The following is a 24,274-nucleotide window of genomic DNA, read 5'->3' as shown; positions in this document are numbered from 1 at the left end:
TCGGCCGACCGGCGGGTTGGTGCTAGCTCCGCGTTGATCGGAACGTAGACCGGGAGTGGTATAACACGCGGCTCACGCCACCCCGCTCAGACCGGCAGACCCAGTTCGCGCAGCCTCGCTTCGGTCTGGGCCGCCGACGTGTGATGCACGCCATGCCAGCCGAGCGCGCTAGCGGCCTGGGCGTTCTTGAGATTGTCGTCGATAAAGACGAGTTCATCCGCTTCGATGCCAGGCAATTGAGCGTCAATCCGCTGGCGCATTTCGGCGAAAATCGCCGGGTCCGGTTTGATGAGCTGCACCCGTCCGGACACGACGATGTCCCTGAAACGGCGTAGCACCGGAAAGTTGTCCCACGCATACGGGAAGGTCTCGGCCGACCAGTTGGTCAAGCCAAAGAGAGGGACGCCGGCTGCGTCGAGCTTGTCGAGCGTCGCCACGCCGTCCTCGAGCACGCCGCCGATCATCTCGTGCCAGCGCTCATAGAACGCGCGAATCAGCGGCTCGTGGTCGGGAAACTTTGCGATCAGTTCGTCCGTGCCCTCGGCGATCGTCTGACCGCCATCCTGCCGCACGACCCAATCCATCGAACAGACATGCGTAAGAAACCAGCGCCGCTCGGTTTCGTCGGGGATTAGCTGGCGAAAGAGGTATTCGGGACTCCAGTCGATCAGCACGCCGCCGAAATCGAATACGACCGCCTTGATGGTCATGCGAACTCCGTCGCGAGAACTTCGGCGAGCGGCCGAACCGCAAGCCGATTGCCTTGCAGCGAGGAGCTGGCCCACACCCGGTTGTGATGCTCGACAATCTGCGCCGGCGTGAGATCCGGGCCCTGCTGCGTGGTATGCAGGTCGGAGACGACGGTCGTCTCGTAGCCCAGCAACGCGGCGCTGCGAACGCCAGTGTTGATGCAGTACTCGGTGGCATAGCCGCATACCACCAGTCGATCGACGCCGAGCTGTTCGAGTTGCTCCTTCAGCCCGGTGCCGTGAAACGAATCGCCGACGGACTTGCGCACCATCCGGTCGTCGTCTGTACGCACCAGCGAATCAGGCAACTGCCAGCCCTCGCTGCCGAACTCGACCTCTTCGTCATCCGCCTTTTCGTGCTGCACGATGAACACCGGCGTGCCTGCAGCGCGCGCCGCCTCGGTCAACCGGTTGATACCGTCGATGACGGCATCGCCGCGATAGGCGGCGTTGGGGCCGGAAAAGAACGCATGCTGAACGTCGATCACAATTACCGCCACGCCTGCCATGTGTCGCCCTCCCTTAAGCACGATTCCCTTATGCAGGATTGAATCACGACGACGCACGCAGCGTCGCGCCTTGAAAATCGCTAATCGTCCTTCCGGCTACGGGGTCCCGCTGCTGAACCCTCTGACGCAACGACGGCGATTCTTCAGCGCGCGCCTGTTGCCGCAGCCTCAAATCGCCTGCGTCCGGGTTTCCAGCCAGGCCTTTGCATCACCCGACACGTGCGGCGCAATGCGCTTACGCACCATCTCGTGATATCCGTTCAGCCACGCACGCTCGTCCTCGTTGAGCATCGAAAGTTCGAAACAGCGCGTGTCGATCGGGCACAGCGTCAGCGTCTCGAACTTGAGGAAGTCGCCAAACTCGGTCTTTTCGGCCGCGCGGTTCAGCACGAGGTTTTCGATCCGCACACCCCATTTGCCCGGCCGGTAAATGCCAGGCTCGACCGAGGTAATCATGCCCTCTTCCATGGCCGTCCACGGTTCAGCAGGTGCGTAGTGCGAGATGACCTGCGGTCCTTCGTGCACGTTCAGGAAATAACCGACGCCGTGGCCGGTGCCGTGGCCATAGTCCGCTCCGGCTTCCCAGATCGGCGCGCGGGCGATCGCGTCCAGCATCGGCGAGCGGATGCCGCGGGGAAACTGAGCGCGCGAGAGCGCCATCATGCCCTTGAGTACCACTGTGCAATCACGCCGCTGCGCGTCGCTCAAGGTTCCAACCGGCAACACGCGAGTGATGTCGGTCGTCCCGCTCAGGTACTGGGCGCCCGAATCGACCAGCAGCAAGCCATTGCCTTCGATCGTGGAGTGCGACGCTGGGGTAGCCCGATAGTGCGGCATCGCACCGTTCGCATTGAAGCCGGCGATCGTCGCGAAACTCAGCGAAACGAAATCCGGACGCCGCTTGCGCGCGGCAGTCAGGCGCTCGTCAATCGTCAATTCGGTAATCGTCTCGCGGCCCAGAGCGCCTTCGAACCACGCGAAAAACTCGGCCAATGCCGCGCCGTCCTGCTCCATCGTGGCGCGCACGTGTTCCGCATCCGCTTCCGTCTTGCGCGATTTCAGGAACGTTGACGGATTCACGGCCTCGACGATCCTCACCGTCGACGGTACCGATTGCAGCAAGCCAAACGTGATCCGCCGCGGGTCGATCAGCAGGGTCGCGCCGCCTGGCAATGCTGCGAGCGCAGGCGCAGCCTTCGCGTACGGTTCCACGTGGATGCCATCACGCGCGAGCGCCTCGGCCAGTTCGCGTGAGACCTTGCCCTCGGCAACGAACAGCGACACCCGCTCGAGCCCGATCAGCGCATGAGCGACGAACACCGGGTTATAGCTGACATCCGCACCACGCAGATTCAGCAACCACGCGAGATCGTCGAGCGTGGAGACGAAGTGCCACTGCGCGTCTTTGTCCTGCATGGCACGGCGAATCTGGGCGAGCTTCTCCGCCCGCGCGACCGTCGCATGCGGCGCCGCGTGCTCGAATACCGTGTCTGTGGGCAGCGTCGGCCGCTGAGGCCAGACGGTGTCGAACAGATCCACGTCAGTGCGCAGCTTCACGCCATGCGAGCTCAACGTTTGGGTCAAGGCGCGCGCTGCCGCGACGCCCAGTACCGCGCCGTCGACGCCAACCGTCCCGCCTACCGCCACGTTCTGCGCGAGCCATTCGAAGTGCGGCAGCGACTGCTGGCCCGCCATCATTTTCATCAGTTGCACGCCGGTGCCGGCGAGTTGCGCCTCGGCTTGTTCCCAATAGCGGCTGTCCGTCCATAGACCCGCGAAGTTATCGGTCACGACCAGGGTGCCGGCCGAGCCGGTAAAGCCTGACAGCCATTGCCGTCCCTGCCAGCGTCCGGGCAGGTACTCGGAGAGATGGGGATCGGCGGACGGTACCAGGTAGGCCGCAAGGCCCTCACGCGTCATCGCGCTACGCAGGTGAGCGATACGCTCAGGTATGGAAGAAGTTTCGGGAAGTCGGGCATTCATCAGATTCACCTGCAAATTGTTCAGCGACGGGACAGCAAGCCGACCGTCACGGCAACAGCAATCAGCGCAACAGCCATACACACGGGCCATTCGAGCGTATCACCATCATGGAATAAGCCGACCACATTGCCAGCCATACGGGCTAAGGCGGCGCCCAGCACGCCGACCAGCAGTGCCACCCAGAAGCGCGCGCGGCTCGCGCGCCGCAGCGGGTGCAGCCACCAGCCCGCCAGTCCGACCACCGCGCCCAGCAAAACGACCCCAGGCCAACCCATCAGGGCCGGCCCTCGCCAATTTTCAGACTCGTCTCATGGGTGCGAAGCTTTCGGAAAGCTAGCATTTTTATCTCGTTAACTATATAGGTCAGCACGGCGCTTTCCGCGTAGCGGTTGAGTTTAGGGGCCGGGGTCACATTTAGGCAAGCTGTAAGCTTTGCCGCCCTCGCCCGTCCGGCTGAAAGCGTGTCCATGCGAATTGCTCTGATCGAGCCAGACCTGCGCCACGCAGAACTCGTCGGCAAGCTTATTTTTGCCGGCGGCCATGCCTGCCGGCATTTCACCGCGAGTGCGCCATTCCTCGCAAGCGCCGCGGAAGAGTTCTTCGATCTTCTGCTGACCGACCGCTGGGCCGGCGACCGCGCGGCGGAAGACGTCATCCAACACGCACGCAGCATCCTGCCGAGCCTTCCTGTGATCATGCTCATGTCGGCGCCGCGCGAAAGCGAAGTGGTCGCCGCGCTACACGCCGGCGCCGACGATTGTCTGACGAAACCGGTACGTGGCCCGGAGATGCTGGCGCGGGTCGACGCCTTGTTGCGTCGCGCCGGCATCCGCCGGCCGCCCAATCGTCGGCGGGACACCTTTGGCGGCTACATATTCGACGCCGCGCAGTTCACCGTGACTTTCAACGGTCAGACTGTTGCGTTGACGCCAAAAGAATTCCGTTTTGCACTGCTGCTGTTCAACAATGTCTCGCGTCCAGTTTCGCGCGCTCTAATCCTCGAAACAATCTGGACGCGGCGGCGCGACGTCAGGTCGCGCACGCTCGACACGCACGCCTCGCGCGTGCGCACCAAATTGCAGTTACGCCCCGAGCATGGCTATTGCCTGACGCCGCTTTACGGCTACGGCTACCAGCTCGACGCAATCCCCCCCGACGCTGTTGCGGGAGCCTGATTCGCCGGATACGGCGTCCCGAATGAACAAATCGGGAAAACGCTATAATATTTGGCGAAACCATAGCCCCGCATATGCAGCTTCTAACGATCGGAATTAATCACCACACCGCGCCCGTCGCCTTGCGCGAACGCGTGGCGTTTCCGCTCGAACAGATCAAACCTGCGCTGGCGACCTTCAAGGACATCTGGCTCGGCCCGGCCGCGCTTAGCGCGCCTGAAGCGGCCATCCTTTCCACCTGCAACCGCACCGAGCTGTACTGCGCGACTGACGACCATGCGGTCCGCGAAGCGGCCATCCAGTGGTTCTCCCAGTACCACAAGCTGCCGGTCGACCAACTCGCGCCGCACGTCTACGCGCTGCCGCAGTCGGAGGCGGTGCGCCACGCTTTCCGTGTCGCATCGGGGCTGGATTCGATGGTGCTCGGCGAGACGCAAATCGTCGGACAAATGAAGGATGCGGTGCGCACGGCCTCCGAGGCCGGCGCGCTGGGCACTTATCTGAACCAGTTGTTTCAGCGCACCTTTGCGGTCGCGAAGGAAGTTCGCAGCACCACGGAGATCGGGGCGCAATCTGTTTCGATGGCAGCCGCGGCCGTGCGGCTCGCGCAGCGCATCTTCGACAAGGTGGCGAATCAGCGCGTGCTGTTCATCGGCGCGGGCGAAATGATCGAACTGTGCGCCACGCACTTCGCCGCCCAGCAGCCGCGCGAACTGGTCGTCGCGAATCGCACCGCCGAACGGGGCACGCGGCTTGCCGAACGCTTCAATGGCCGCGCCATTCCGCTGTCCGACTTGCCGGCGCGGATGCACGAATTCGACATCATCGTCTCGTGTACCGCGTCCACGTTGCCGATCATTGGCCTCGGCGCCGTCGAGCGGGCAGTGAAAGCGCGCCGGCACCGGCCTATTTTCATGGTCGACCTTGCCGTGCCGCGCGATATCGAACCCGAAGTCGGCAAGCTCGAAGACGTCTTTCTGTACACCGTCGACGATCTCGGCGCCATCGTGCGTGAAGGCAACGCCTCGCGCCAGGCAGCGGTCGCGCAGGCCGAAGCCATCATCGAAACGCGCGTGCAGAATTTCATGCAGTGGCTCGACGCACGCAGCATCGTGCCGGTTATCCGTCACATGCACACTCAGGCCGACACGCTGCGCCGTGCCGAAGTCGAACGCGCGCAAAAGATGTTGGCGCGTGGCGAAGATCCCGCTGCGGTCATTGAGGCGCTCTCGCAAGCGCTGACCAACAAGCTGATTCATGGCCCGACGCACGCACTGAATCGCGCCAGCAGCGAGAACCGCGATAAGCTCATCGAACTGATGGGCGGTTTCTACAAACATTCCGATTCTTCGGAACGTTAGCGGCGCTGCCGCCGCGCCGCCTGGCCAGCTTGTTGGGTCAGGTTTGCGCCTTTCAGCAAGGGCACGCGCCCGCCTCCTTCAGTTACACCGTCCTTTCCGGAGTCCGCTCCGCACCGTCCGATGAAAACGAGCATGCAAAGCAAGCTCGACCAGCTCACAACCCGGCTGGCCGAACTAAATGACCTGTTGAGCCGCGAGGACATCACCGCGAATCTCGACCAATATCGCAAGCTCACGCGTGAACACGCGGAGCTCGGGCCATTGGTCGAGCATTACGCGCTGTGGCGCCAGGCGAGCAACGACGCGCTCACCGCGCAGGAACTGCTGACGGACACGTCGATGCGTGATTTCGCTGAAGAAGAAATCCGCGCAGCGCGGGATCGGATGGAAAAGCTCGGCGCCGAGTTGCAGAAAATGCTGCTGCCGAAAGACCCCAACGACGATCGCAACATCTTCCTCGAAATCCGCGCGGGGACGGGCGGCGACGAATCGGCGCTGTTTGCGGGCGACCTGCTGCGCATGTACCTGCGCTTTGCCGAACGTAGCCGCTGGCAGGTGGAGATGATGTCGGCCAGTGAATCGGACCTGGGCGGCTACAAGGAAGTGATCGTGCGGATCGCGGGCGAAGCCGCGTATTCGAAGCTCAAGTTCGAATCAGGCGGCCATCGGGTGCAGCGCGTGCCGGCTACTGAAACGCAGGGACGTATTCATACGTCGGCATGCACAGTGGCTGTGATGCCGGAAGCGGACGAAATCGGCGAAGTGGAAATCAATCCCGCCGACTTGCGCATCGATACATTCCGCGCCTCAGGCGCAGGCGGCCAGCACATCAACAAGACCGATTCGGCCGTGCGTGTGACGCACCTTCCGACTGGCATCGTCGTCGAATGTCAGGACGACCGCTCGCAGCACAAGAACAAGGATCGCGCGCTGAAGGTGCTGGCCGCGCGCATCAAGGACAAGCAGTATCACGAGCAGCACGCCAAGGAAGCCGCCACCCGCAAGAGCCTGATTGGGTCGGGCGACCGTTCGGAGCGCATCCGCACCTATAACTTTCCGCAAGGGCGGCTGACGGATCACCGCATCAACCTCACGCTGTACCGCCTTGAATCGATCATGGACGGTGATCTCGATGAGCTGATCGCCGCTTTGGTCAGTGAGCATCAGGCCGAGTTGCTTGCCTCGCTCGGTGACGCAGACTAGGCGCGCACTCATCACAAGCCCTGACAGACCATGGACAACGCCGCCGGCCTGCTACGCGCCACGTCTTTGCCGCCTCTTGAAGCGCGCATTTTGCTTGGGCACGTGCTCGGCTGGCGACGCACCGAACTGATCACGCGCAGCGATGAGCCACTCGAGGGCGAGCAGGTCGCGCGCTATCAGGCGCTTGAAGCCCGGCGTCTCGCTGGCGAGCCGGTGGCGCAACTGGTCGGCGTGCGTGAGTTTTTCGGGCTCGACTTCGAAGTCACACCGGACGTGCTGATCCCGCGCCCGGAGACAGAGTTGCTGGTCGAGACCGCGCTTGCCGCGCTTGAAGGCCTAGCCCGGCCTTGCGTCCTGGACCTTGGCACCGGTACTGGCGCCATCGCGGTGGCGATCGCTTCGATGCGCCCGGACGCGCAGGTCTGGGCGGTCGACCGGTCCGCTGAAGCGCTCACAGTCGCCACCCGCAACGCGGCCCGGTTACTTGACCCGGCTCGCCCTGGCGGCCGTCTGCGGTTCTCGCGCGGCGACTGGTACGACGCCCTGGACCCCGCGCTGCGCTTCGACGTGATCGTCAGCAATCCACCGTATATCGCGAGCGGCGATCCGCATTTGACTGAAGGCGATCTGCGCTTCGAACCGCGCGGCGCGTTGACCGACGAGTCCGATGGCCTTTGCGCAATCCGCGCGATCATCGCGGGGGCGCCGTCGCACTTCGCTACACGCGGCGGCGTGCTCTGGCTTGAACACGGCTACGATCAGGCCGCCGCAGTACGCGCGTTGCTCACGGCCCAAGGTTATTCAGCGGTACGCTCGGAGCAGGATCTTGCCGGTATCGAACGCATCAGCGGCGGCGCCTGGCAGCCGGGCGCATGATGCTGGGCCGCCGTCAGCCCATCGCAGCGAAATCCGCTATCATTTGAAACTATCTCCACCACATTCCGGAACCGCAAGGTCAGTCATGGATACGCAACAACGCATCAAGCAAATCGTCGACGACAACGCCGTCGTACTCTTCATGAAGGGCACGGCACAGTTTCCGATGTGCGGCTTTTCTGGCCGCGCCATCCAGATTCTGAAGGCATGCGGCGTCGACGCGCCCAAGACCGTCAACGTGCTCGAAGACGAAGAAGTCCGTCAGGGCATCAAGGCCTTCTCCAACTGGCCGACCATTCCTCAGCTCTACGTGAAGGGCGAATTCATTGGCGGCTCGGACATCATGATGGAGATGTACGAGAACGGCGAACTGCAGCAGCTGTTTGCCGCCGCCTGACCTGGCCAAGCCAGGCAACAGGTGCCGCTAGCCATGGAAACACGCGCTGCGGCGCCGCGCCGGCTGATCATCGCGATCACCGGCGCAACTGGCGCTATCTACGGCGTCCGGTTGCTTGAAACGTTACGTCGGCTTGGCGGCGTCGAGAGCCATCTGCTGATCTCCAGCGCGGGCTGGCTCAACATCCAGCACGAGCTTCAGTTAAGCAAAGAAAACGTGCATGCGCTCGCGGATGTCGTCCATTCGGTGCGCGACGTGGGCGCAACCATCGCGTCCGGCTCCTTTGCGACCGATGGCATGATTGTCGCCCCCTGCTCGATGAAAACCTTGGCGAGTGTCGCGCACGGTCTCTCCGACAATCTGATCAGCCGCGCGGCCGACGTCACCCTGAAAGAACGCCGCCGTCTCGTGCTGATGGTGCGCGAAACCCCATTTAACCTCGCGCATCTGCGCAATATGACGGCCGTGACCGAAATGGGCGGCATCATCTTCCCGCCGCTGCCGGCCTTCTACAGCCAGCCCGCCTCGATCAGCGAGATGGTCGACCACACGGTCTTGCGCGTACTCGACCTGTTCGCCCTCGGCCCGGCGCTTGCGCCCGCATGGCCTGGACTGCGCACCACGCCTTCTGAGTGAGCGCCGGCAGCGCATTAGCCATTCACAACGCACGCGACGCAATCAAATCCGGTTTGGGCCGTTTATCAAACCACGGTACGCCCCTATATTGGTAGCAACAAAACTTCCGTGTCGCATTTGTGCGACCTGCTGCCATGTCCCGCTTGCCGTCGCTTTTCCTGTCTCACGGCGCCCCCACGCTGCCGATCGACCCTTCCATGCCGCGCGCCGAGTTTGGCGTGCTTTCGAGCCAATTACCGCGTCCCGAAGCCATCCTGATGCTGTCGGCTCATTGGGGCAGTACTCAGCCGCTTGCCAGCACGGCTGAAATGCCCGAGACGATCCACGACTTCTACGGCTTTCCGCGTCAGTTGTACGAGATCCAGTATCCGGCTGCCGGCGCGCCCGACGCCGCAAGGAGAGCCGCCGCGCAGCTCAACGAACACGGCCTGCTCGCCGATACCCAGTCGCATGGCCTCGATCACGGCGCATGGGTGCCGATGCTGCTGATGTTCCCGAATGCCGATGTACCGGTCGCGCAGTTGTCCATCCAGCCTCACATGGATGCCGCGCATCACTTCCGTGTGGGCCGCGCATTACGGGCGCTTAAGGATGAAGGAGTGATGGTGATCGGCTCAGGCCAGATCACGCACAATCTGCGTGCGGCAGATTTCTCCGCCCGACCTGAAGACGCTGACCCGCGCGTGACCGAGTTCACGGACTGGTTTGAGGAAAAGCTGGCCGCGCACGAGATCGACGCGTTGCTCGACTATCGCCGTCAGGCACCCTACGCGGTGCTGATGCACCCGACTGACGAGCACCTGCTGCCCATGTTCGCCGCACTCGGCGCGGCTGACGACGACTACACGCTGGGGATCCAGTCACTTGGGACGTATCAGAAGTCTCTGGCGATGACGAACTACGTGTTCGGAACCGCTTGAAGCGGCTGGGGGCGAATAAGCGAGGGCAGTTCGCTCGTTCGCTCACGGCAATAAAAAAAGCCTGTCTGATTAACTCAGACAGGCTTTTTTGCGTCCCGGTCCGCTGCAAAATGCAGCAGCACACCAGGTTATTCACCAGCGCAGACGCCTAGTGCGCGCCCATGCCCTCGAGCACTTCGTCGTGCTCGTCGCGCTCATCCAGATACTCGCTGCGATAACCGGTGTGCACACCCCAGTAATAGAAAATCAGCGAGAAGATAATCACTACCAGCATGTCCCAGCCATACGGCAGAACGCCGCGGCCGCCAAACTGCTTGCTGCCGATCAGCGACAGGATGGCCATCACCGGCAGATATGCCACCAGCCACCACGCTGCCTTCAGATCGCGCCCCCAGCCGCTGAAGCCTGACTTGGCCTGAAAGTAGAAGTACACCGGCAGCGCGACGATCATCAGCAGGATGATCTCGCCCGTCAGCGGCCACTTGGCCCAGTACAACACCAGCGAGGCACACACGAACGCAAATGGTGCAACGATCTTCATGCCAGGGATATGCAGCGGACGATTGAGATCCGTCGCCGCACGGCGCAGCGCCATCAGGCTAATCGGCCCCGTCAGATACGAAATCACGGTGGCAACCGAAATCACGGCCGCCAGCGAACTCCAGCCGCGGAAGAAGAACAGGAAGATGAACGAAACCAGCAGGTTGAACCACATTGCCTGGCGTGGCACACCGTAGATCGGGTGCACGTTGCCGAACATCTTCGGCATCGTGTTGTTGCGCTCCATCGCGTAAATCATGCGGCTCGTCGTCGCCATGTAGGTCGTACCCGTGCCGCTCGGGCTGATGAATGCGTCGACATACAGCAGGAATGCCAGCCAGTTCAGGTTCAGCGCCAGCGCCAGTTCCGCAAAAGGCGACGCAAAGTTGAAATGGCTCCAGCCCTTGACCACGTCAGCCGGGTTCACCGCACCGATATATGCAACCTGCAGCAGCACGTAGATCACCAGCGCCAGCAGGATCGAGCCGATCACGGCAAACGGCACGCTCTTCGCCGGGTTACGCGCTTCGCCCGCGAGGTTGATCGGGCTCTGAAAGCCGTTAAATGCAAACACGATCCCGCTCGTCGCCACTGCGGTCAGCACAGCCGACCAGCCATAAGGCGCAAACGTGCTCGCGTCACCGAAGTTCTCATGGTGAAAACCGCTGGACATCAAACCGGCAATCGTCGCCCCGGGAATCACAAACTTGAAGATAGTGATGGCCGTATTGGCGCGTGCAAACAACTTCACGCCCCAGTAGTTCAGCATGAAATAGATAATCACCAGCACTGCCGACAGTAATAACCCATTCGTAGTTAATGAGCCGCCGACAAACAACGCGTGAGCCCATGGATATGGCCAGGTGCTCATGTACTGAATGGACGCTTCTGCCTCGATCGGAATCACCGATACGATTGCGATCCAATTGGCCCACGCGCTGATGAAACCGACCAGCGCGCCGTGCGAGTAGCGCGCGTAACGCACCATGCCGCCCGACTCGGGGAACATCGCGCCTAGTTCCGCGTAAGTGAGCGCAATGGCGAGAATCACCACGGCGCCAATGATCCACGCACACATGGCCGCGGGCCCAGCAATTTTTGCCGCCTTCCACGCGCCGAATAACCAGCCGGATCCGATGATGGACCCAAGGCCCGTCAGCATCAGCGGGAACGGGCCGATATTCCGTTGAATAGAACTTTTCACGTCTTCTCCTGTGTCGACCCGAGTTGGCGCCCTAGCGTACTCCGGTCCCATGCAAGTTGCAGTCATAAACATGTCGGCACCGCGTGGCATTGCTGTGACGCTGGAGACGGGTGACGGTCATGAAAGCGAAGGTTCAAACCCGGTAGGTGCAACCCTCATGTGCGGCGCGTAGTTTAACGGTTGCACCGTCAGATTGCAGTGAATCTAGGGTTATCCCTAGCAAGTTTCTGAAGAGGCTGCAAGCTTCGTCGGCATACATCACGCTAGCCGGTAAAAACCTTGTAAAGAAGTGCGGATACTGTTGACCTTCTCTCGAAATCGCCGTATAACGTTCGGGCAGGATTTCAAGCGGCGAGTGAATTGGTCTTTCGTAGTTCGCCCATCAACGGTACTCCGGTTGGTCCCATTACCCCCTTCCTTGATTTTCATGCACCCATTGGGCTTCGGCCTTATTTACCATCTTTAGGAACAAGTAATATGGAAACCGGTACCGTCAAGTGGTTCAATGACGCTAAGGGCTTTGGCTTCATCACGCCGGACGGCGGCGGCGAAGATCTGTTCGCGCATTTCTCGGAAATCCGTACAGAAGGCTTCAAGACGCTGCAAGAAAACCAAAAGGTTACGTTTGAAGTGAAGACGGGCCCGAAGGGCAAGCAAGCAGCTAACATCAAGCCGGTGTAAGCGCACGCTTCCTTCTGGACGCAAAAAACCCCGCCTCGGCGGGGTTTTTTTATGTCCGGTTGAAATACGTCTTACCGGATTCTTTAAAGCGCGCCTTGGTTAGCCAAACAAGCGCCGCGCGTGAATTCCCAAACCCGTCGCCACGCTGGCAAGACGGTCGCCAAACACCGGCTGCGCATCCGGGAAAGCCGCCGACAACGCACCTGACAGAAACGCGAGGCCGGTCGAGCCGCCTGTGAAGTAAATCGCACCCACGTCGCGGGGTGCCACGCCCGCCGCCTGCACGGTGTCGCGGGCGGCCTGCACGATACGCAAGGTTTCGTCGCGGCCGGCTTTGATCAATTGCGCCTCGTCGAAGGCAAGACGCAGGTCTTCTTCCACCAGTTCGAGATCGATCATCGTCTCGCCACCCGCCGCGACGCCAATCTTCGCCTCTTCCGCGTGTGCAGCCAGAGCGTGTCCCAGGCGCCGCTCGACCACACGCATCAGCCGGTCGTGCTGCTTCACGCTGATGAACAGATGGCGCATCAGCGCGAGTTCGCTGACGCGCTTGGGTGCGTACACCGTGTTGATCAGGTGCCAGGTGGCGAGGTCGAAGTAAATCCGGCTCGGCAATTCTCGTCCTTCCGGGTCGAGTGACTGATAGCCCACTTCGCGCAGAATCGTGGCCAATTCAACCCGACGGTCGAAATCTGTGCCGGCCACGTGCACGCCGTGGTGCGCCAGCACATCATCCTTGCGCTCGACCCGTTTCATCCGTTCAGGTCCCACCCGCACCAACGAAAAGTCCGAGGTACCCCCGCCGATGTCGGCCACCAGCACCAGTCCCTCTTCGGTCAGATGTGACTCGTAATCGAAGGCTGCGGCGATCGGCTCATACTGGAAGTGAATCTCGTGCAGGCCCACCGAGCGCGCCGCCGCCTCCAGTTGCTGTTGCGCGAGCTGGTCGGCGCGCGGATCATCGTCGACGAAGAACACCGGACGGCCGAGCACGGCACGGCTGATCGCGCTACCTGCGCTCGCTTCGGCGGACCGTTTCAGGTGATCGACAAAAATCGCGATCACGTCGGTGTATTTGATGGCCGAGCCGTCACCGAGGTCGGTGGAGTTTTCCGCGAGCGCCGAGCCGAGAATGCTCTTCATCGAGCGCATCAGGCGCCCGTCGAAGCCGTCGATATACGCCTCTAGCGCCGCTCGCCCGTAGTCACGGGTGTTCTCGTCGGTGTTGAAGAAAACCGCGGTCGGCAGCGTCGTGTAGGCACCTTCGACTGGCGCGAGCCGCAGCGCGGCACCGTCGGGCACAGCAACGGCCGAATTAGATGTACCGAAGTCAATCGCGCAATAGGTCATGGCAGGAAATGGCCGCTCACGGCTGGCGCGCACAGAAGGGGGACGGGCTTTGTATCACGAAAGCGCGACGAGTATCAACTAAAGGCCTCTCGCGCGCTCGCCGCGTGTCGGGTCCGTCAGGGGAAACCAGCACGGTGTGCGGTGGCGCCGCGTTTTCTCGCAAGCCTTGGAGACAGGCTCGCAACAGATCAGGGGAACGGAAATTGCTCATTTGCATAGGATACGCTGACCAATTTTCCCGACATTAGCAACCAGGTGGATGGGACCGTAGTAAGGAGACACACAGCAATGATCGAGCCGCCTACCGCAGCGGTACAGGAAAATCAGCAGGCCGTGATTGAAACCGATCTGCCGTCGCGCCTCGACCGTCTGCCTTGGGGCCCGTTTCATTCGCTGATCGTGGTCGCGCTCGGCGTCACATGGCTGCTCGACGGACTGGAAGTCACGCTGGCGGGTGCGGTGGCCAGCGCGCTCAAGAGCAGCGCCACCCTGCACTTCTCGAACACCGACATCGGTTTGACGGGCAGCGCCTATATCGCAGGCGCCGTGCTCGGCGCGCTCGGCTTCGGCTGGCTCACCGACCGACTCGGACGCCGCAAGCTGTTCTTTATCACGCTGACACTTTATCTGGCCGCGACCGCTGCCACCGCGCTGTCGTGGAATCTGGCGAGTTTCCTTCTGTTTCGCTTTCTGACCGGAGCAGGGATTGGGGGCGAGTATACGGCGATCAACTCGACCATTCAGGAGTTCACACCCGCACGCGTGCGCGGCTGGACCGACCTCGGCATCAACGGCACGTTCTGGGTCGGCGCGGGGATTGGCGCCGCCGGTTCGCTGGTGCTGCTCGATCCGCATTTGCTGCCGGGTGACTGGGGCTGGCGCGCGTGCTTCTTTATCGGCGCGGTGCTGGCGCTCGCGATTCTGCCCATGCGCATCTGGGTGCCGGAAAGCCCGCGCTGGCTGCTCACGCATGGCGAAAAACAGGAGGCAACCTCCATTGTCGAGGGTATTGAGACACGCTTTCGCCATGCCGGACACCGGTTGGGTGACGAGTCCCTGACCCGCCTGCGTCTGCGCACTCGCAACCACACGCCCCTCGCGGAAGTCTTCCACGCGATCTTCACGGTGCATCGGCGGCGCGCCATGGTGGGGTTGTCGTTGATGACAGCGCAAGCGTTTTTCTATAACGCGATTTTCTTCACGTACGCGTTGGTCCTCACTGACTTCTATCACGTGCCGGGAGATCACGTTGGCTGGTATCTGCTGCCGTTTGCGCTCGGCAACTTTCTTGGCCCGCTCGTACTAGGCCGTCTGTTCGACGTGATTGGCCGGCGCAAGATGATCGCGGCAACGTACGCGTTATCCGGCATTTTGCTGACAGTGAGTGGCTACCTGTTCGAGCAGCAATGGCTGACCGTCACGACCCAGACCGTGGCGTGGATGGTGATTTTCTTCTTCGCGTCGGCGGCGGCGAGTTCGGCCTATCTGACAGTCAGTGAATCGTTCCCGCTGGAGATTCGCGCCCTTGCAATCGCGGTGTTTTACGCCTTCGGCACGGCGCTCGGCGGCATCGCCGGGCCCGCATTCTTCGGACGGCTGATCGATACTCATCAGCGCAGCGAAGTGTTCACGGGCTATCTGGTCGGCTCGGCGCTGATGGTGGGGGCGGCGATCGTCGCCGGCATCTGGGGCGTGGATGCGGAGCGGAAATCGCTTGAAACCGTGGCGACGCCCCTCTCCGCGCTCACCGACGCTGAATAGTGCTGGTCAACGCGGCAACCCTATTTACGACGCGAGCTCATGCGCCTGGCATGACCCGCACAATAGACCCGCACAATAAAAAAGCGCAGCCCACCGGGCCGCGCTTTTTCTAACCGAACTGCCTACGTCTGCACACAAACGCACTCAGACCAGCAAGGTCAAAACGCTTTCTTCCACGCACCACTAAAGGCAATCTCGCCCAGCGGCAAACGCGTACGCACTGACTTTTCACGCTCGCGCAGCACCGGATCGAGCTTGTCGACTTCGCCGTAATGCCCAAGCGAAATCATCGCGATCACGTCGACGTCGTCGGGGATCTTGAACTCCTTGCGGAACGCATTGACGTCAAAACCGCTCATCTGATGCGCCGCGAGCCCCAAAGCATGAGCTTGCAGCACCAGCGCCATGGCGGCAGCGCCTGCGTCGTACGGGGCGCAGCGGTTCACTTCACCTTTGTTCGTCAGCGTCAGCGTCGTGACGGCGATCAGCACCGGCGCCGGCCCGTTCCAGCCCTGGTTGAACGGCACCAGTGTGGCGAAGGCCCGCTTGAACGACACTTCGTCGGTGCTGCGGTCGAACACGACGAAACGCCACGGCTGGCCGTTGTACGACGAAGGCGCCCAACGCGCCGCTTCAAGAACCGCATGCAGATGCGCGCGGCTGACCGGCTCGCTCGAATAGGCACGCGCGCTCCAGCGCCCGGCGATCAGTTCGTGGATGGGAACGGCGGTAGGGGCGGGTTTGTTGGCCATGCGCTTCTCTCGGTCGAAATTCATGATCGACGGGCGACTGCGCAGCCACCCGGGGCACATAGCATAACCGGGGTTTGCGACGCGCGGTTTAAATGCAGTGGGGAAAGCTCACTCGGACGGACGACATGTGAGCGGCCACCTCACGCTTACGCAGGGCAGCCAATTTGGCCACCCCGCTGATCACACCGGCTGGGGCGCGACCGCGCGCTCACCGCGGTTGATACGCAACACGATCACCGACGCCACCAGGCACAAGCCGCCCGAGATCATCGACGCCACCGTGTATGTGCCCAGGCTCGCGCGCAACATACCCGCGCCAAGCGCAGCGAACGCCGCGCCGAGTTGATGGCCGGCCACCACCCAGCCGAACACGACCGGGGCGGCTTCCTTGCCGAAGACGTCAGTGGCGAGCCGCACAGTAGGCGGCACGGTAGCAATCCAGTCGAGGCCATAAAACACCGCGAACAGGGGCAGACCAAAGAAATCGATGCCGAAAGCATGCGGCAGATACATCAGCGACAGCCCGCGCAAGCCGTAATAGAAAAACAGCAGCACGCGTGCATTGAAACGGTCCGACAGCCAGCCCGACAGTGTCGTGCCGAACAGGTCGAAAATACCCATCGCCGCGAGCAATGACGCGCCCTGCACTTCACTAAGCCCGTAATCACCGCACATCGCGATCAGGTGCGTGCCGATATAGCCATTGGTGCTCGCACCGCAGATAAAGAAACTAAAAAACAGCAGCCAGAAATCGCGCGTCTTGCTTGCCATCGCGAGCGCGCCGAACGCGATCGCCAGCGGATTCTGTTTGCTGACGGCGCTGCTAATCGGTGTATCGGCGGGCTCGCCGAACGGGCGCAGCGTCAGATCGGCCGGACGTTCGGGCAGCAGGAAGGCGACGAGCGGCAACACGATCGCCGCCGCGCCCGCCACCACCCAGACCACCGGGCGCCAGCCGTGGTGTTCGGCGATGGCAGCGAGCAGCGGCAGGAACACTAGCTGGCCGGTGGCCGAACTGGCGGTGAGGATGCCCATTACCAGTCCGCGGTGCGTGGTAAACCAGCGGTTCACCACCGTCGCCGACAGCGACAACGCAGCCACCCCGGTCGCGCCGCCTACCATCACGCCCCAGATCAGGATCATCTGCCACGGATGGCTCATCAACGATGACAATGCCACGCCTGCGGCCATCGTACCCATCGCGACAAGCACGGTCGGGCGCACGCCAAAGCGCTGCATTGCAGCCGCCGCGAAGGGCCCCATCAGACCGTACAGCGCGATATTGACGGAGATGGCAAGCGAGATCGTCGCCCGGCTCCAGCCGAACTGGTGTTCGAGCGGCACCATCATCACGCTCGGCGTCGCTCGCGTTCCTGCCGACGCCAGCAGCACCAGAAACACCACCGCCACGGTCAACCAGCCGTAGTGGAAGCGTCCGCCAATCATTTTCGCTGCCCAGTTCATCGGATCTCCAGCCGGCGCACATGGCGGCTGATGGTGCCGCGTTGCATTGTTACGGTTAACGTAAAGGACTTGTGACAGATCAGTCACAATGTTGTTGCGATAGTAGTTACCGGTCAGTAACATGTCAAGACATCAGCAACGAAAGTGTGGGGCCGACCATGTCACAGAGCGAAACCGCAAAACCGGCCGCGGCGGTGCGCCGCCCTCGTCCCCAGACCGCCGGTCCGCAAGCGCAGGAACACCTGCTGCGCGCGGCTAGTGACCTGTTCTACCGGGAAGGCGTGCGTGCGGTCGGGGTCGATGCGGTGGTCGAGCGGGCAGGCGTCAACAAGATGAGCCTGTACCGCCAGTTTTCGTCGAAAGACGAACTGGTGCTTGCGTATCTGGAGAGTAAGGACAGGCAATTTTTTGATTATGTGGAAAAGAGCTTCGCCATGCATCCCGGCGAGCCGGCCAAACAGCTCCAGCAATATTTTGACGATCTGGCGGTGCGTGCCTCGGCCGAGGACTATCGCGGCTGCCCGTTCGTCAACGTCGCCGTGGAGTTCCCGGACCCATCGCATGCGGCACGGCAGTTCGTCGCCGGCAACAAGACGCGTCTGATGGCGCGGCTCACCGAACTCGCTGCGCAGGCGGGCGCGGATGATGCCGTCGCGCTCGCGCAGGCGCTCGGGCTTTTGATTGAAGGCGTGTATGCCGCTAGCCAAACCTACGGCCCCGGCTGCGGGCCGATTCTGGCCGCGCCGCGTGTGGCCGCGCAATTGATTGCCACCGCTTGCCCGTCCGCAAAGGCAGACTGATCATGCGCCGGTAAAATAGCGTTTTCTGCCGCGCTCCCAGTTATGCCGCCGTCCACCGATTCCCCCGACACCATCCTCTCCACCACCCGCCATTGGCTGACGCGCGCGGTCATTGGCCTGAACCTGTGCCCATTTGCCAAGGCCGTGCATGTGAAGAACCAGATTCGCTACGCAATTAGCGAAGCGACGGATCTGGAAGGTGTCCTGACGGACCTCGAAACAGAACTGAAAACGCTGGCCGACACAGACGCCGCGCAAATCGACACCACGCTGCTGATCATCCCGCACGCGTTGGCAGAATTCCTCGATTACAACGACTGTCTCTTCTTCGCGGACCGGATGCTCAAGCAATTGCGTCTGGAGGGTGAACTGCAGATCGCGAGTTTTCACCCGGCATATCAGTTCGAAGGCAGCGACGCGGACGATATTGAGAACTACACGAACCGCGCGCCGTATCCAATCCTGCATCTGCTACGCGAAGCGAGTATCGAACGCGCAGTGGATGCCTTTCCCGACGCGGCGCAAATTTACGAGCGCAATCAGGAAACGCTGCGCCGTATGGGGCAAGCGGGATGGCAAGCGTGGATGAGCACGCCGGCTGACGAATGACCGACGCACGGCCTACACCGAACAAGCTCCCCGCCGCGTAACTCAAGCCGCTACGAAAAACCGCTCGCGCAATTCATCGAGGCCCAACGTCTCCATCACCTCATTGAGGCGTTCCGTCGGGCGGCGGCGCGGCAAATCCTTGTACTGGGCGATGATGAGTTCGTTCTTCATCGAATGTTCCCAGCCCACCAGTTCCGTCACGCTGACCTGATAACCGTGCGCCTCGAGTTGCAGACAGCGCAATACGTTGGTGATCTGGCTACCAAATTCGCGCGTGTGCAGCGGATGCCGCCAGATCTCCGTCAACGCATTGCCTAACGACTTGCTCTTGTTCTGCCGCAACACGCCCGCCACTTCGGCCTGACAGCACGGCACCACCACGATGTATTTCGCATGCTTTTGCAACGCGAAGCGAAGCGCATCGTCGGTTGCCGTGTTGCAGGCGTGCAGAGCCGTGACGATATCGATGGTCTGCGGCAAACGGTCGGACGTAATCGAGTCCGCCACCGACAGATTCAGGAACGACATCCCCTTGAAACCCAGCCGTGCCGCCAGCGCCTCAGAGCTGGTCACGAGCTCTTCGCGCGTCTCGATGCCATAGATGTGCGAATTACCCTGAAGCTCCTTGAAAAACAGGTCATACAGGATAAAACCTAGGTATGACTTGCCCGCGCCGTGATCGACGAGTGTCAGGTCGCCCTGGGTTTCTTTCAGATCTTTCAGTAACGGCTCGATGAACTGGAACAGGTGATAGACCTGCTTCAGCTTGCGTCGGCTGTCCTGATTCATCTTGCCGTCGCGCGTCAGGATGTGGAGTTCCTTCAGCAATTCGACAGATTGATTGGGGCGGATTTCGTGAGTTTTGATCGACATCGCACAGACCGACATCCTTTACACGGCGAACGTGCGAAAGGCGACGGATAAATGGAAAAGTTACTGCCAGTTTACCCAAAGCGCGGCACGACAACCGAAACACCGTCGCGCGATGGGCGCGTATCGAGCTTTTCCTGGAACACTTCCTGCTCTCGAGGAGCGCGCGAAGCGAACCTGGAGGCGCGCTGCAAACGCAGTACGCGGCCACGCCTTACCGCGGGCTGCACGGATAACAACAACGCACTGCCGGCTGCTGTTTTGACAAGGCGAACCGCGTGCGTGCGGGGGAGGTCGGACCCGGAACATGGGAACGAACGTTACGTAACTTGCAGTGCGCCGTGATGATAACTGGAAGCGCGCTCAGAAGAACATGAGGCGGCAATGGATACGATACCCAACGGCAACGCCGAACAGAAGTTTCAGGAACTGCTTTCCAAACTCTTGGCTACGCCCGCGTGGACCGAGAAGCAGCAGCTCGAACTGGAAATGGCACGCGACATCTCCGTGGAGATGCTGCGCCTCGCAGAAATGATGCGCGATGGCAGCGTCGATCTGGAGACCTGTCTGACGATGCTCAAGTACGCAAAGGTGCTCGATTTCGTCATGACTACGCTCGCGTCGCGACGCGATATCAAGCCGCAAACGCTGCGCGTCATTTTCAAGCTGGCCGGCCTGAAGGTCGACGAGGAGTACCCGGGCTGAGGTCCGGCGTCTATATTTGCCGCGCGGCCCGCGCACGGCGAACAGCAATCATGGCCGCTCATGCAGCAGCGGGAGAGCGGCTGTGTCCATCACCCGGCGGGCACATCCAGCGCTCCCTTCGCATACTTCTGTAACGCTGCAATGCAGCAAGCGAATCTACCGCATCTTCGAAACTCAAGCCCCCTCGTTTGCCCCGCGTCGACCGCAGTGTGAAAATAGCGGCCTTCGCGCCGTTAGCCGTGTTGCGCTGGCTGCAAGAACCCGGCGTGCCGCAAGCCTGCGCCCTTCCCCCTCACTTGAGTCCACCGCATGTCGACTTTGCCCGATTCTGCCCGCGTCGTTGTGATCGGCGGCGGCCCCGCCGGTCTGATGGCCGCCGAGGCGCTGGCCGAACACGGCGCGCGCGTGGATGTCTACGACGCAATGCCTTCGGTCGGACGCAAATTTCTGATGGCAGGCAAAGGCGGCATGAACATCACCCATTCGGAACCGCTCGAGCCGTTTCTAGGGCGCTATGGCTCGCGGCGGGCGCAGATCGCCCCGCTGCTGAACGCTTTCGGCCCTGATGCACTGCGGGGCTGGTTGCACGACCTGGGCGTGGAGACGTTCGTCGGCAGTTCAGGACGCGTCTTCCCGACCGATATGAAAGCGGCGCCGATGCTGCGTGCGTGGCTGCATCGGCTGAAGGAAGCGGGGGTCCGGTTTCACATGCGCCACAAGTGGATCGGGTGGGACAGCACGCAGGCTTCTCAGCACGCGTTGCGCTTCACGACGCCCGATGGCGAACAAACCGTGAACGCCGATGCCGTGATATTCGCGCTCGGTGGCGCAAGCTGGCCGCGGCTCGGTTCGGATGCGGCGTGGGTGCCGCTGCTTGGCGCACGCGGCGTGGCCGTCGCACCGCTACGGCCAGCGAATTGCGGGTTCGACGCGAACTGGAGCGACTACTTTCGCGAGCGCTTTGCCGGGCAGCCGGTGAAACCGGTGGCAATCCGCTTGATCGATGTAGACAAAAATGTCCAGAATAGACAAGGTGAGTTCATTGTGACCGAAACCGGCATCGAGGGCAGCCTGGTCTATGCGTTATCTGCGGCAATCCGCGAGCGGGTGCTGGCCGACGCAGGCGCCACGATCGAACTCGATCTGGCGCCGGACCTGCCGCTGCAGCGTGTGCTGAACGAAGTCACCCGGCCGCGTGGATCGCGCTCGATGTCGAGCCATCTGCAAAGCCGTATCGGCCTCGGCGGCGTGAAACTCGGTTTGCTGCACGAAGCGTTGCCCAAGGAAGCATTCGCCGACGCAGCCCGGGTCGCCCATACGATCAAGGCGCTGCCGTTGCCGCTGACACGGCCGAGGCCGATCGACGAGGCGATTAGTAGCGCCGGCGGAGTACCGTTCGAAGCACTGGATGCCCAGTTGATGATCGAGCAACTGCCTGGCGTGTTCTGCGCAGGTGAGATGCTCGATTGGGAAGCGCCGACCGGTGGATATCTGCTGACCGCGTGCTTTGCGAGCGGACTGATCGCAGGGCGCGGGGCACTGGCTTATCTCGCAGGCAAGGCATCGGCTTAGCGCGAAGTCAGCTCGGCTTCAAACGCCACAGCGACGTCACTTCAGCGACCCGTGCGGCATGCAGAGGATCGGTCTCATCGGACGACTTCGGATGTCTGGGCCGGATATCCTCGCGTCCAACCACTGTCAGCCCCGCCTTCTGAATGGCCTCCAGCAGGAATTCACGGGTACGCAGACCGAGGTGCTCGGCAAAGTCCGACAGGATCAGCCATCCCTCCCCACCGGGCGACAGGTGCTCCGCCAGCCCGTTCAGAAAGCCGAGCAACATGCGGCTATCCATATCGTAGACGGCGTATTCGATCGGGGACGCGGGCCGCGCCGGCACCCACGGCGGATTGCAGATCACGAGCGGCGCACGGCCTTCAGGGAACAGATCGGCGTCGATGACCTCGACCTGCTGGGCGTAGCCAAGTCGCTGGAGGTTCTCGCGCGCGCAGACGAGCGCCCGCGGGTCATGATCCGTAGCAACGATCTTCTTGACGCCGCGTTTGGCCAGCAGTGCGGCAAGCACGCCCGTGCCCGTACCAATATCGAAAGCCTTGTTCAGCGACGGCAGCGGGGTGCGCGCAACCAGATCGACGTACTCGCCACGCACCGGTGAAAACACGCCGTAGTGCGGGTGAATACGGTCACCCAGCACAGGAATCTCCACGCCCTTCTTGCGCCACTCGTGCGCGCCGATCAGACCAAGCAATTCGCGCAGCGATACGACCGACGCCTCGTCGGTGGACGGCCCGTAAGTCTCGATACAGGCCTCCTGCACCTCGGGCGCGCGGCGCAGCGGGATCGTATAGGTCGCGTCAAGCGGGATCAGCAGCATGCCAAGCGTGCGTGCGCGTTGCGATTGCGCCTGACGATGAAAGTTGAACGCGTCGATGAGGGTCTCAGCCTGCTTGCGCGGCTTGCGTTCCAGACGTCGGGTGACGGCTTGCAAAAGCTGGCGGGCATTCTGAAAATCGCCTTGCCAGAGCAGCGCCGTGCCTTCGCAGGCAAGGCGGTAGGCCGTGTCGGCGGTGGTGCGGTCGTCCGCGATCACGACACGTTTGGGCGGCGGGACTGCTGCTTCGGAGCGCCAGCGCGCCGTGCGGGGGCCTTCGGCTTCGGGCCAGGTGATGGTCGGATGCGGCGTCGGATGTTGCGTGGGGTGTTGGGTCATTGAGTGCGGTGGGGATTCGATATGTCAGGGATATCGAATTGAGGTACATGGTAGCTTACGAACGAACTTAAGCCACCCTCCGGGTAGCAGTATGGACTGTCTTGTCATATAATGACGCCCTGCTTTCGCCCCCTTAGCTCATTTGGTAGAGCACTTGACTTGTAATCATGAGGTGGTCTGTTCGAATCAGACAGGGGGCACCAGAATGACGACGGGCTACGTGATGTTTGCGTAGCCCGTTTTGTTTTTGCGGTTTCGATCTGGCAGTTGAGTTTCCCGCGCCCGAAGGGCGTGCGCGGCATGCTCAAAAGAAAACGGGTTACGCGAAACTCGCGTAACCCGTCTATCTCACTGATGCCGGCTGTGACGCAACCTGCGCTCAGAACGCGCAGCTTCCGCATTGCGCGGTCACGCTGGCAAGCGCGGCCGCCCAGCCACACCTCACATCACTTCACAACCTTAAGGTGCCCGCGTCCGCCGCCCTTCGACCCATCGTCGTCAGGCTTAGGCCCGTCGTCATCCGCTTCGTCCGACTTCGCCTGCGCCGCAGGCTCAGTCTCAACTGCACGCGGTCCCGGACCCGCTGCTTTCACCGGCGGCTCCAGCTCTTCCGTCGCTTCCGCGTCCGCACCGGAGTCGGTCGCTTCGCCGCCCGCTGAATCTACCGGGAACGCCATGCCCTGGCCATTCTCGCGAGCGTAGATTGCCAGCACGTTCGCCACCGGCACTTCGATCTTGTGCGACTTGCCCGAAAACCGCGCGCTGAACTCGACCCACTCGTTGCCCATCTGTAACTGGCTGGTCGCCTCGAAACTGATGTTCAACACGATTTCATTGTCGCGTACGAACTGTCGCGGCACGCGGGTCTGATTGTCGACCCGAACTGCGATATGCGGCGTATAGCCGTTATCCGTACACCACTCGTAGAGCGCACGCAGCAGATAAGGCTTGGTGGAAATCTCTTGCATCAACAGTCCTCTTACCGGGCGTGGCGTCGCGCC

24 protein-coding genes and 1 tRNA gene are annotated in these 24,274 nt (G+C 61.9%); 14 read left to right on the top strand and 11 right to left on the bottom strand.

Annotation, left to right across the window (positions count from 1 at the left end; translation table 11 throughout):
- Positions 1 to 86 precede the first annotated feature (86 nt).
- From WCA85_RS09050 to WCA85_RS09035, 4 genes are all read right to left on the bottom strand, one after another.
- Positions 87 to 710, bottom strand: coding sequence for an HAD family hydrolase (locus tag WCA85_RS09050; protein ID WP_424063023.1), 624 nt, complete (start codon positions 708 to 710; stop codon positions 87 to 89).
- Complete coding sequence (locus WCA85_RS09045) at positions 707 to 1,258, bottom strand: cysteine hydrolase family protein (RefSeq protein WP_424063021.1); 552 nt, start codon at positions 1,256 to 1,258, stop codon at positions 707 to 709. Before WCA85_RS09045 ends, WCA85_RS09050 begins: the two co-directional genes overlap by 4 nt.
- 168 nt (positions 1,259 to 1,426) lie before the next feature.
- The gene (locus tag WCA85_RS09040) at positions 1,427 to 3,241 is read right to left on the bottom strand and encodes an aminopeptidase P family protein (RefSeq protein ID WP_424063020.1); all 1,815 of its coding nucleotides are present in this window, start codon (positions 3,239 to 3,241) and stop codon (positions 1,427 to 1,429) included.
- Between the two features lie 20 nt (positions 3,242 to 3,261).
- Complete coding sequence (locus tag WCA85_RS09035) at positions 3,262 to 3,516, bottom strand: hypothetical protein (protein WP_424063018.1); 255 nt, start codon at positions 3,514 to 3,516, stop codon at positions 3,262 to 3,264.
- Positions 3,517 to 3,708: 192 nt separating this feature from the next.
- On the opposite strand from WCA85_RS09035, the gene WCA85_RS09030 reads away from it, so the two are divergent.
- The 7 genes from WCA85_RS09030 to WCA85_RS09000 all read left to right on the top strand — a co-directional run bounded on the left by WCA85_RS09030 (position 3,709) and on the right by WCA85_RS09000 (position 9,809).
- Positions 3,709 to 4,416, top strand: a complete 708-nt coding sequence (locus tag WCA85_RS09030; protein ID WP_424063016.1) for a response regulator transcription factor — start codon at positions 3,709 to 3,711, stop codon at positions 4,414 to 4,416.
- Positions 4,417 to 4,490: 74 nt separating this feature from the next.
- Complete coding sequence (gene hemA, locus WCA85_RS09025; RefSeq protein WP_424063014.1) at positions 4,491 to 5,777, top strand: glutamyl-tRNA reductase; 1,287 nt, start codon at positions 4,491 to 4,493, stop codon at positions 5,775 to 5,777.
- Positions 5,778 to 5,897: 120 nt separating this feature from the next.
- On the top strand, positions 5,898 to 6,980 hold the full coding sequence (gene prfA, locus WCA85_RS09020; protein ID WP_424063012.1) for a peptide chain release factor 1: 1,083 nt from the start codon (positions 5,898 to 5,900) through the stop codon (positions 6,978 to 6,980).
- Positions 6,981 to 7,010: 30 nt separating this feature from the next.
- Positions 7,011 to 7,856, top strand: a complete 846-nt coding sequence (gene prmC / locus WCA85_RS09015) for a peptide chain release factor N(5)-glutamine methyltransferase (protein WP_424063010.1) — start codon at positions 7,011 to 7,013, stop codon at positions 7,854 to 7,856.
- Between the two features lie 85 nt (positions 7,857 to 7,941).
- The gene (grxD, locus tag WCA85_RS09010) at positions 7,942 to 8,253 is read left to right on the top strand and encodes a Grx4 family monothiol glutaredoxin (RefSeq protein ID WP_424063009.1); all 312 of its coding nucleotides are present in this window, start codon (positions 7,942 to 7,944) and stop codon (positions 8,251 to 8,253) included.
- A gap of 33 nt (positions 8,254 to 8,286) precedes the next feature.
- A complete protein-coding gene (locus WCA85_RS09005) occupies positions 8,287 to 8,889 on the top strand; it encodes a UbiX family flavin prenyltransferase (protein WP_424063007.1) in 603 nt (200 codons plus the stop codon).
- A 134-nt stretch (positions 8,890 to 9,023) separates the two neighbouring features.
- Positions 9,024 to 9,809, top strand: a complete 786-nt coding sequence (locus WCA85_RS09000; protein WP_424063005.1) for a DODA-type extradiol aromatic ring-opening family dioxygenase — start codon at positions 9,024 to 9,026, stop codon at positions 9,807 to 9,809.
- A gap of 148 nt (positions 9,810 to 9,957) precedes the next feature.
- Here the strand turns inward: WCA85_RS09000 and WCA85_RS08995 are convergent, their stop codons facing one another.
- Positions 9,958 to 11,553, bottom strand: a complete 1,596-nt coding sequence (locus WCA85_RS08995; protein WP_424063003.1) for an APC family permease — start codon at positions 11,551 to 11,553, stop codon at positions 9,958 to 9,960.
- Positions 11,554 to 12,030: 477 nt separating this feature from the next.
- Between WCA85_RS08995 and WCA85_RS08990 the strand changes: the two genes are divergently transcribed.
- The gene (locus tag WCA85_RS08990) at positions 12,031 to 12,234 is read left to right on the top strand and encodes a cold-shock protein (RefSeq protein WP_007180251.1); all 204 of its coding nucleotides are present in this window, start codon (positions 12,031 to 12,033) and stop codon (positions 12,232 to 12,234) included.
- 99 nt (positions 12,235 to 12,333) lie between these two features.
- Here the strand turns inward: WCA85_RS08990 and WCA85_RS08985 are convergent, their stop codons facing one another.
- Positions 12,334 to 13,584 carry an Hsp70 family protein gene (locus WCA85_RS08985; RefSeq protein ID WP_424063001.1) on the bottom strand — a complete coding sequence of 417 codons (1,251 nt, stop codon included), beginning with the start codon at positions 13,582 to 13,584 and terminating at the stop codon, positions 12,334 to 12,336.
- A gap of 288 nt (positions 13,585 to 13,872) precedes the next feature.
- Between WCA85_RS08985 and WCA85_RS08980 the strand changes: the two genes are divergently transcribed.
- On the top strand, positions 13,873 to 15,345 hold the full coding sequence (locus tag WCA85_RS08980) for an MFS transporter (RefSeq protein WP_424062999.1): 1,473 nt from the start codon (positions 13,873 to 13,875) through the stop codon (positions 15,343 to 15,345).
- Positions 15,346 to 15,503: 158 nt separating this feature from the next.
- On the opposite strand, the gene WCA85_RS08975 is transcribed toward WCA85_RS08980, so the two are convergent.
- Together WCA85_RS08975 and WCA85_RS08970 are read right to left on the bottom strand one after the other, a co-directional pair.
- Positions 15,504 to 16,097, bottom strand: coding sequence for a nitroreductase family protein (locus WCA85_RS08975; protein ID WP_424062997.1), 594 nt, complete (start codon positions 16,095 to 16,097; stop codon positions 15,504 to 15,506).
- 180 nt (positions 16,098 to 16,277) lie between these two features.
- Positions 16,278 to 17,561, bottom strand: coding sequence for an MFS transporter (locus tag WCA85_RS08970; protein ID WP_424062995.1), 1,284 nt, complete (start codon positions 17,559 to 17,561; stop codon positions 16,278 to 16,280).
- Positions 17,562 to 17,719: 158 nt separating this feature from the next.
- Here WCA85_RS08970 and WCA85_RS08965 point away from each other — a divergent pair, with 158 nt between their 5' ends.
- Positions 17,720 to 18,361 carry a TetR/AcrR family transcriptional regulator gene (locus tag WCA85_RS08965; protein WP_424062993.1) on the top strand — a complete coding sequence of 214 codons (642 nt, stop codon included), beginning with the start codon at positions 17,720 to 17,722 and terminating at the stop codon, positions 18,359 to 18,361.
- Between the two features lie 42 nt (positions 18,362 to 18,403).
- On the top strand, positions 18,404 to 18,970 hold the full coding sequence (locus WCA85_RS08960; protein WP_424062991.1) for a DUF1415 domain-containing protein: 567 nt from the start codon (positions 18,404 to 18,406) through the stop codon (positions 18,968 to 18,970).
- Positions 18,971 to 19,012: 42 nt separating this feature from the next.
- Here the strand turns inward: WCA85_RS08960 and WCA85_RS08955 are convergent, their stop codons facing one another.
- Positions 19,013 to 19,843, bottom strand: coding sequence for a class I SAM-dependent methyltransferase (locus WCA85_RS08955; RefSeq protein ID WP_424062989.1), 831 nt, complete (start codon positions 19,841 to 19,843; stop codon positions 19,013 to 19,015).
- 381 nt (positions 19,844 to 20,224) lie between these two features.
- Between WCA85_RS08955 and WCA85_RS08950 the strand changes: the two genes are divergently transcribed.
- Positions 20,225 to 20,545: a DNA-binding protein gene (locus WCA85_RS08950; RefSeq protein WP_424062987.1), complete on the top strand. Its 321-nt coding sequence runs from the start codon at positions 20,225 to 20,227 to the stop codon at positions 20,543 to 20,545.
- Positions 20,546 to 20,854: 309 nt separating this feature from the next.
- A complete protein-coding gene (locus WCA85_RS08945) occupies positions 20,855 to 22,117 on the top strand; it encodes a TIGR03862 family flavoprotein (protein WP_424062985.1) in 1,263 nt (420 codons plus the stop codon).
- Between the two features lie 7 nt (positions 22,118 to 22,124).
- Here WCA85_RS08945 and WCA85_RS08940 read toward each other — a convergent pair whose 3' ends face one another.
- Complete coding sequence (locus WCA85_RS08940; RefSeq protein WP_424062984.1) at positions 22,125 to 23,273, bottom strand: methyltransferase; 1,149 nt, start codon at positions 23,271 to 23,273, stop codon at positions 22,125 to 22,127.
- A gap of 127 nt (positions 23,274 to 23,400) precedes the next feature.
- On the opposite strand from WCA85_RS08940, the gene WCA85_RS08935 reads away from it, so the two are divergent.
- Positions 23,401 to 23,476 (top strand) — tRNA-Thr (locus WCA85_RS08935).
- A 243-nt stretch (positions 23,477 to 23,719) separates the two neighbouring features.
- Here the strand turns inward: WCA85_RS08935 and WCA85_RS08930 are convergent.
- Positions 23,720 to 24,241 (bottom strand): ClpXP protease specificity-enhancing factor, encoded by a 522-nt coding sequence (locus WCA85_RS08930; protein ID WP_424062983.1) that lies wholly within the window; start codon positions 24,239 to 24,241, stop codon positions 23,720 to 23,722.
- Positions 24,242 to 24,274: the final 33 nt, after the last annotated feature.

The organism is Paraburkholderia sp. (genome assembly GCF_049581445.1).
GTDB lineage: Bacteria > Pseudomonadota > Gammaproteobacteria > Burkholderiales > Burkholderiaceae > Paraburkholderia.
This window is presented reverse-complemented; position numbering and strand designations above follow the sequence as displayed.

Coding starts and splice junctions, on each gene's coding strand:
- WCA85_RS09050 (WP_424063023.1), bottom strand. CDS start 710: ATGACCATCAAGGCGGTCGTATTCGATTTCGGCGGCGTGCTGATCGAC.
- WCA85_RS09045 (WP_424063021.1), bottom strand. CDS start 1,258: ATGGCAGGCGTGGCGGTAATTGTGATCGACGTTCAGCATGCGTTCTTT.
- WCA85_RS09040 (WP_424063020.1), bottom strand. CDS start 3,241: ATGAATGCCCGACTTCCCGAAACTTCTTCCATACCTGAGCGTATCGCT.
- WCA85_RS09035 (WP_424063018.1), bottom strand. CDS start 3,516: ATGGGTTGGCCTGGGGTCGTTTTGCTGGGCGCGGTGGTCGGACTGGCG.
- WCA85_RS09030 (WP_424063016.1), top strand. CDS start 3,709: ATGCGAATTGCTCTGATCGAGCCAGACCTGCGCCACGCAGAACTCGTC.
- hemA (WP_424063014.1), top strand. CDS start 4,491: ATGCAGCTTCTAACGATCGGAATTAATCACCACACCGCGCCCGTCGCC.
- prfA (WP_424063012.1), top strand. CDS start 5,898: ATGAAAACGAGCATGCAAAGCAAGCTCGACCAGCTCACAACCCGGCTG.
- prmC (WP_424063010.1), top strand. CDS start 7,011: ATGGACAACGCCGCCGGCCTGCTACGCGCCACGTCTTTGCCGCCTCTT.
- grxD (WP_424063009.1), top strand. CDS start 7,942: ATGGATACGCAACAACGCATCAAGCAAATCGTCGACGACAACGCCGTC.
- WCA85_RS09005 (WP_424063007.1), top strand. CDS start 8,287: ATGGAAACACGCGCTGCGGCGCCGCGCCGGCTGATCATCGCGATCACC.
- WCA85_RS09000 (WP_424063005.1), top strand. CDS start 9,024: ATGTCCCGCTTGCCGTCGCTTTTCCTGTCTCACGGCGCCCCCACGCTG.
- WCA85_RS08990 (WP_007180251.1), top strand. CDS start 12,031: ATGGAAACCGGTACCGTCAAGTGGTTCAATGACGCTAAGGGCTTTGGC.
- WCA85_RS08985 (WP_424063001.1), bottom strand. CDS start 13,584: ATGACCTATTGCGCGATTGACTTCGGTACATCTAATTCGGCCGTTGCT.
- WCA85_RS08980 (WP_424062999.1), top strand. CDS start 13,873: ATGATCGAGCCGCCTACCGCAGCGGTACAGGAAAATCAGCAGGCCGTG.
- WCA85_RS08975 (WP_424062997.1), bottom strand. CDS start 16,097: ATGGCCAACAAACCCGCCCCTACCGCCGTTCCCATCCACGAACTGATC.
- WCA85_RS08970 (WP_424062995.1), bottom strand. CDS start 17,561: ATGAACTGGGCAGCGAAAATGATTGGCGGACGCTTCCACTACGGCTGG.
- WCA85_RS08965 (WP_424062993.1), top strand. CDS start 17,720: ATGTCACAGAGCGAAACCGCAAAACCGGCCGCGGCGGTGCGCCGCCCT.
- WCA85_RS08960 (WP_424062991.1), top strand. CDS start 18,404: ATGCCGCCGTCCACCGATTCCCCCGACACCATCCTCTCCACCACCCGC.
- WCA85_RS08955 (WP_424062989.1), bottom strand. CDS start 19,843: ATGTCGATCAAAACTCACGAAATCCGCCCCAATCAATCTGTCGAATTG.
- WCA85_RS08950 (WP_424062987.1), top strand. CDS start 20,225: ATGGATACGATACCCAACGGCAACGCCGAACAGAAGTTTCAGGAACTG.
- WCA85_RS08945 (WP_424062985.1), top strand. CDS start 20,855: ATGTCGACTTTGCCCGATTCTGCCCGCGTCGTTGTGATCGGCGGCGGC.
- WCA85_RS08940 (WP_424062984.1), bottom strand. CDS start 23,273: ATGACCCAACACCCCACGCAACATCCGACGCCGCATCCGACCATCACC.
- WCA85_RS08930 (WP_424062983.1), bottom strand. CDS start 24,241: ATGCAAGAGATTTCCACCAAGCCTTATCTGCTGCGTGCGCTCTACGAG.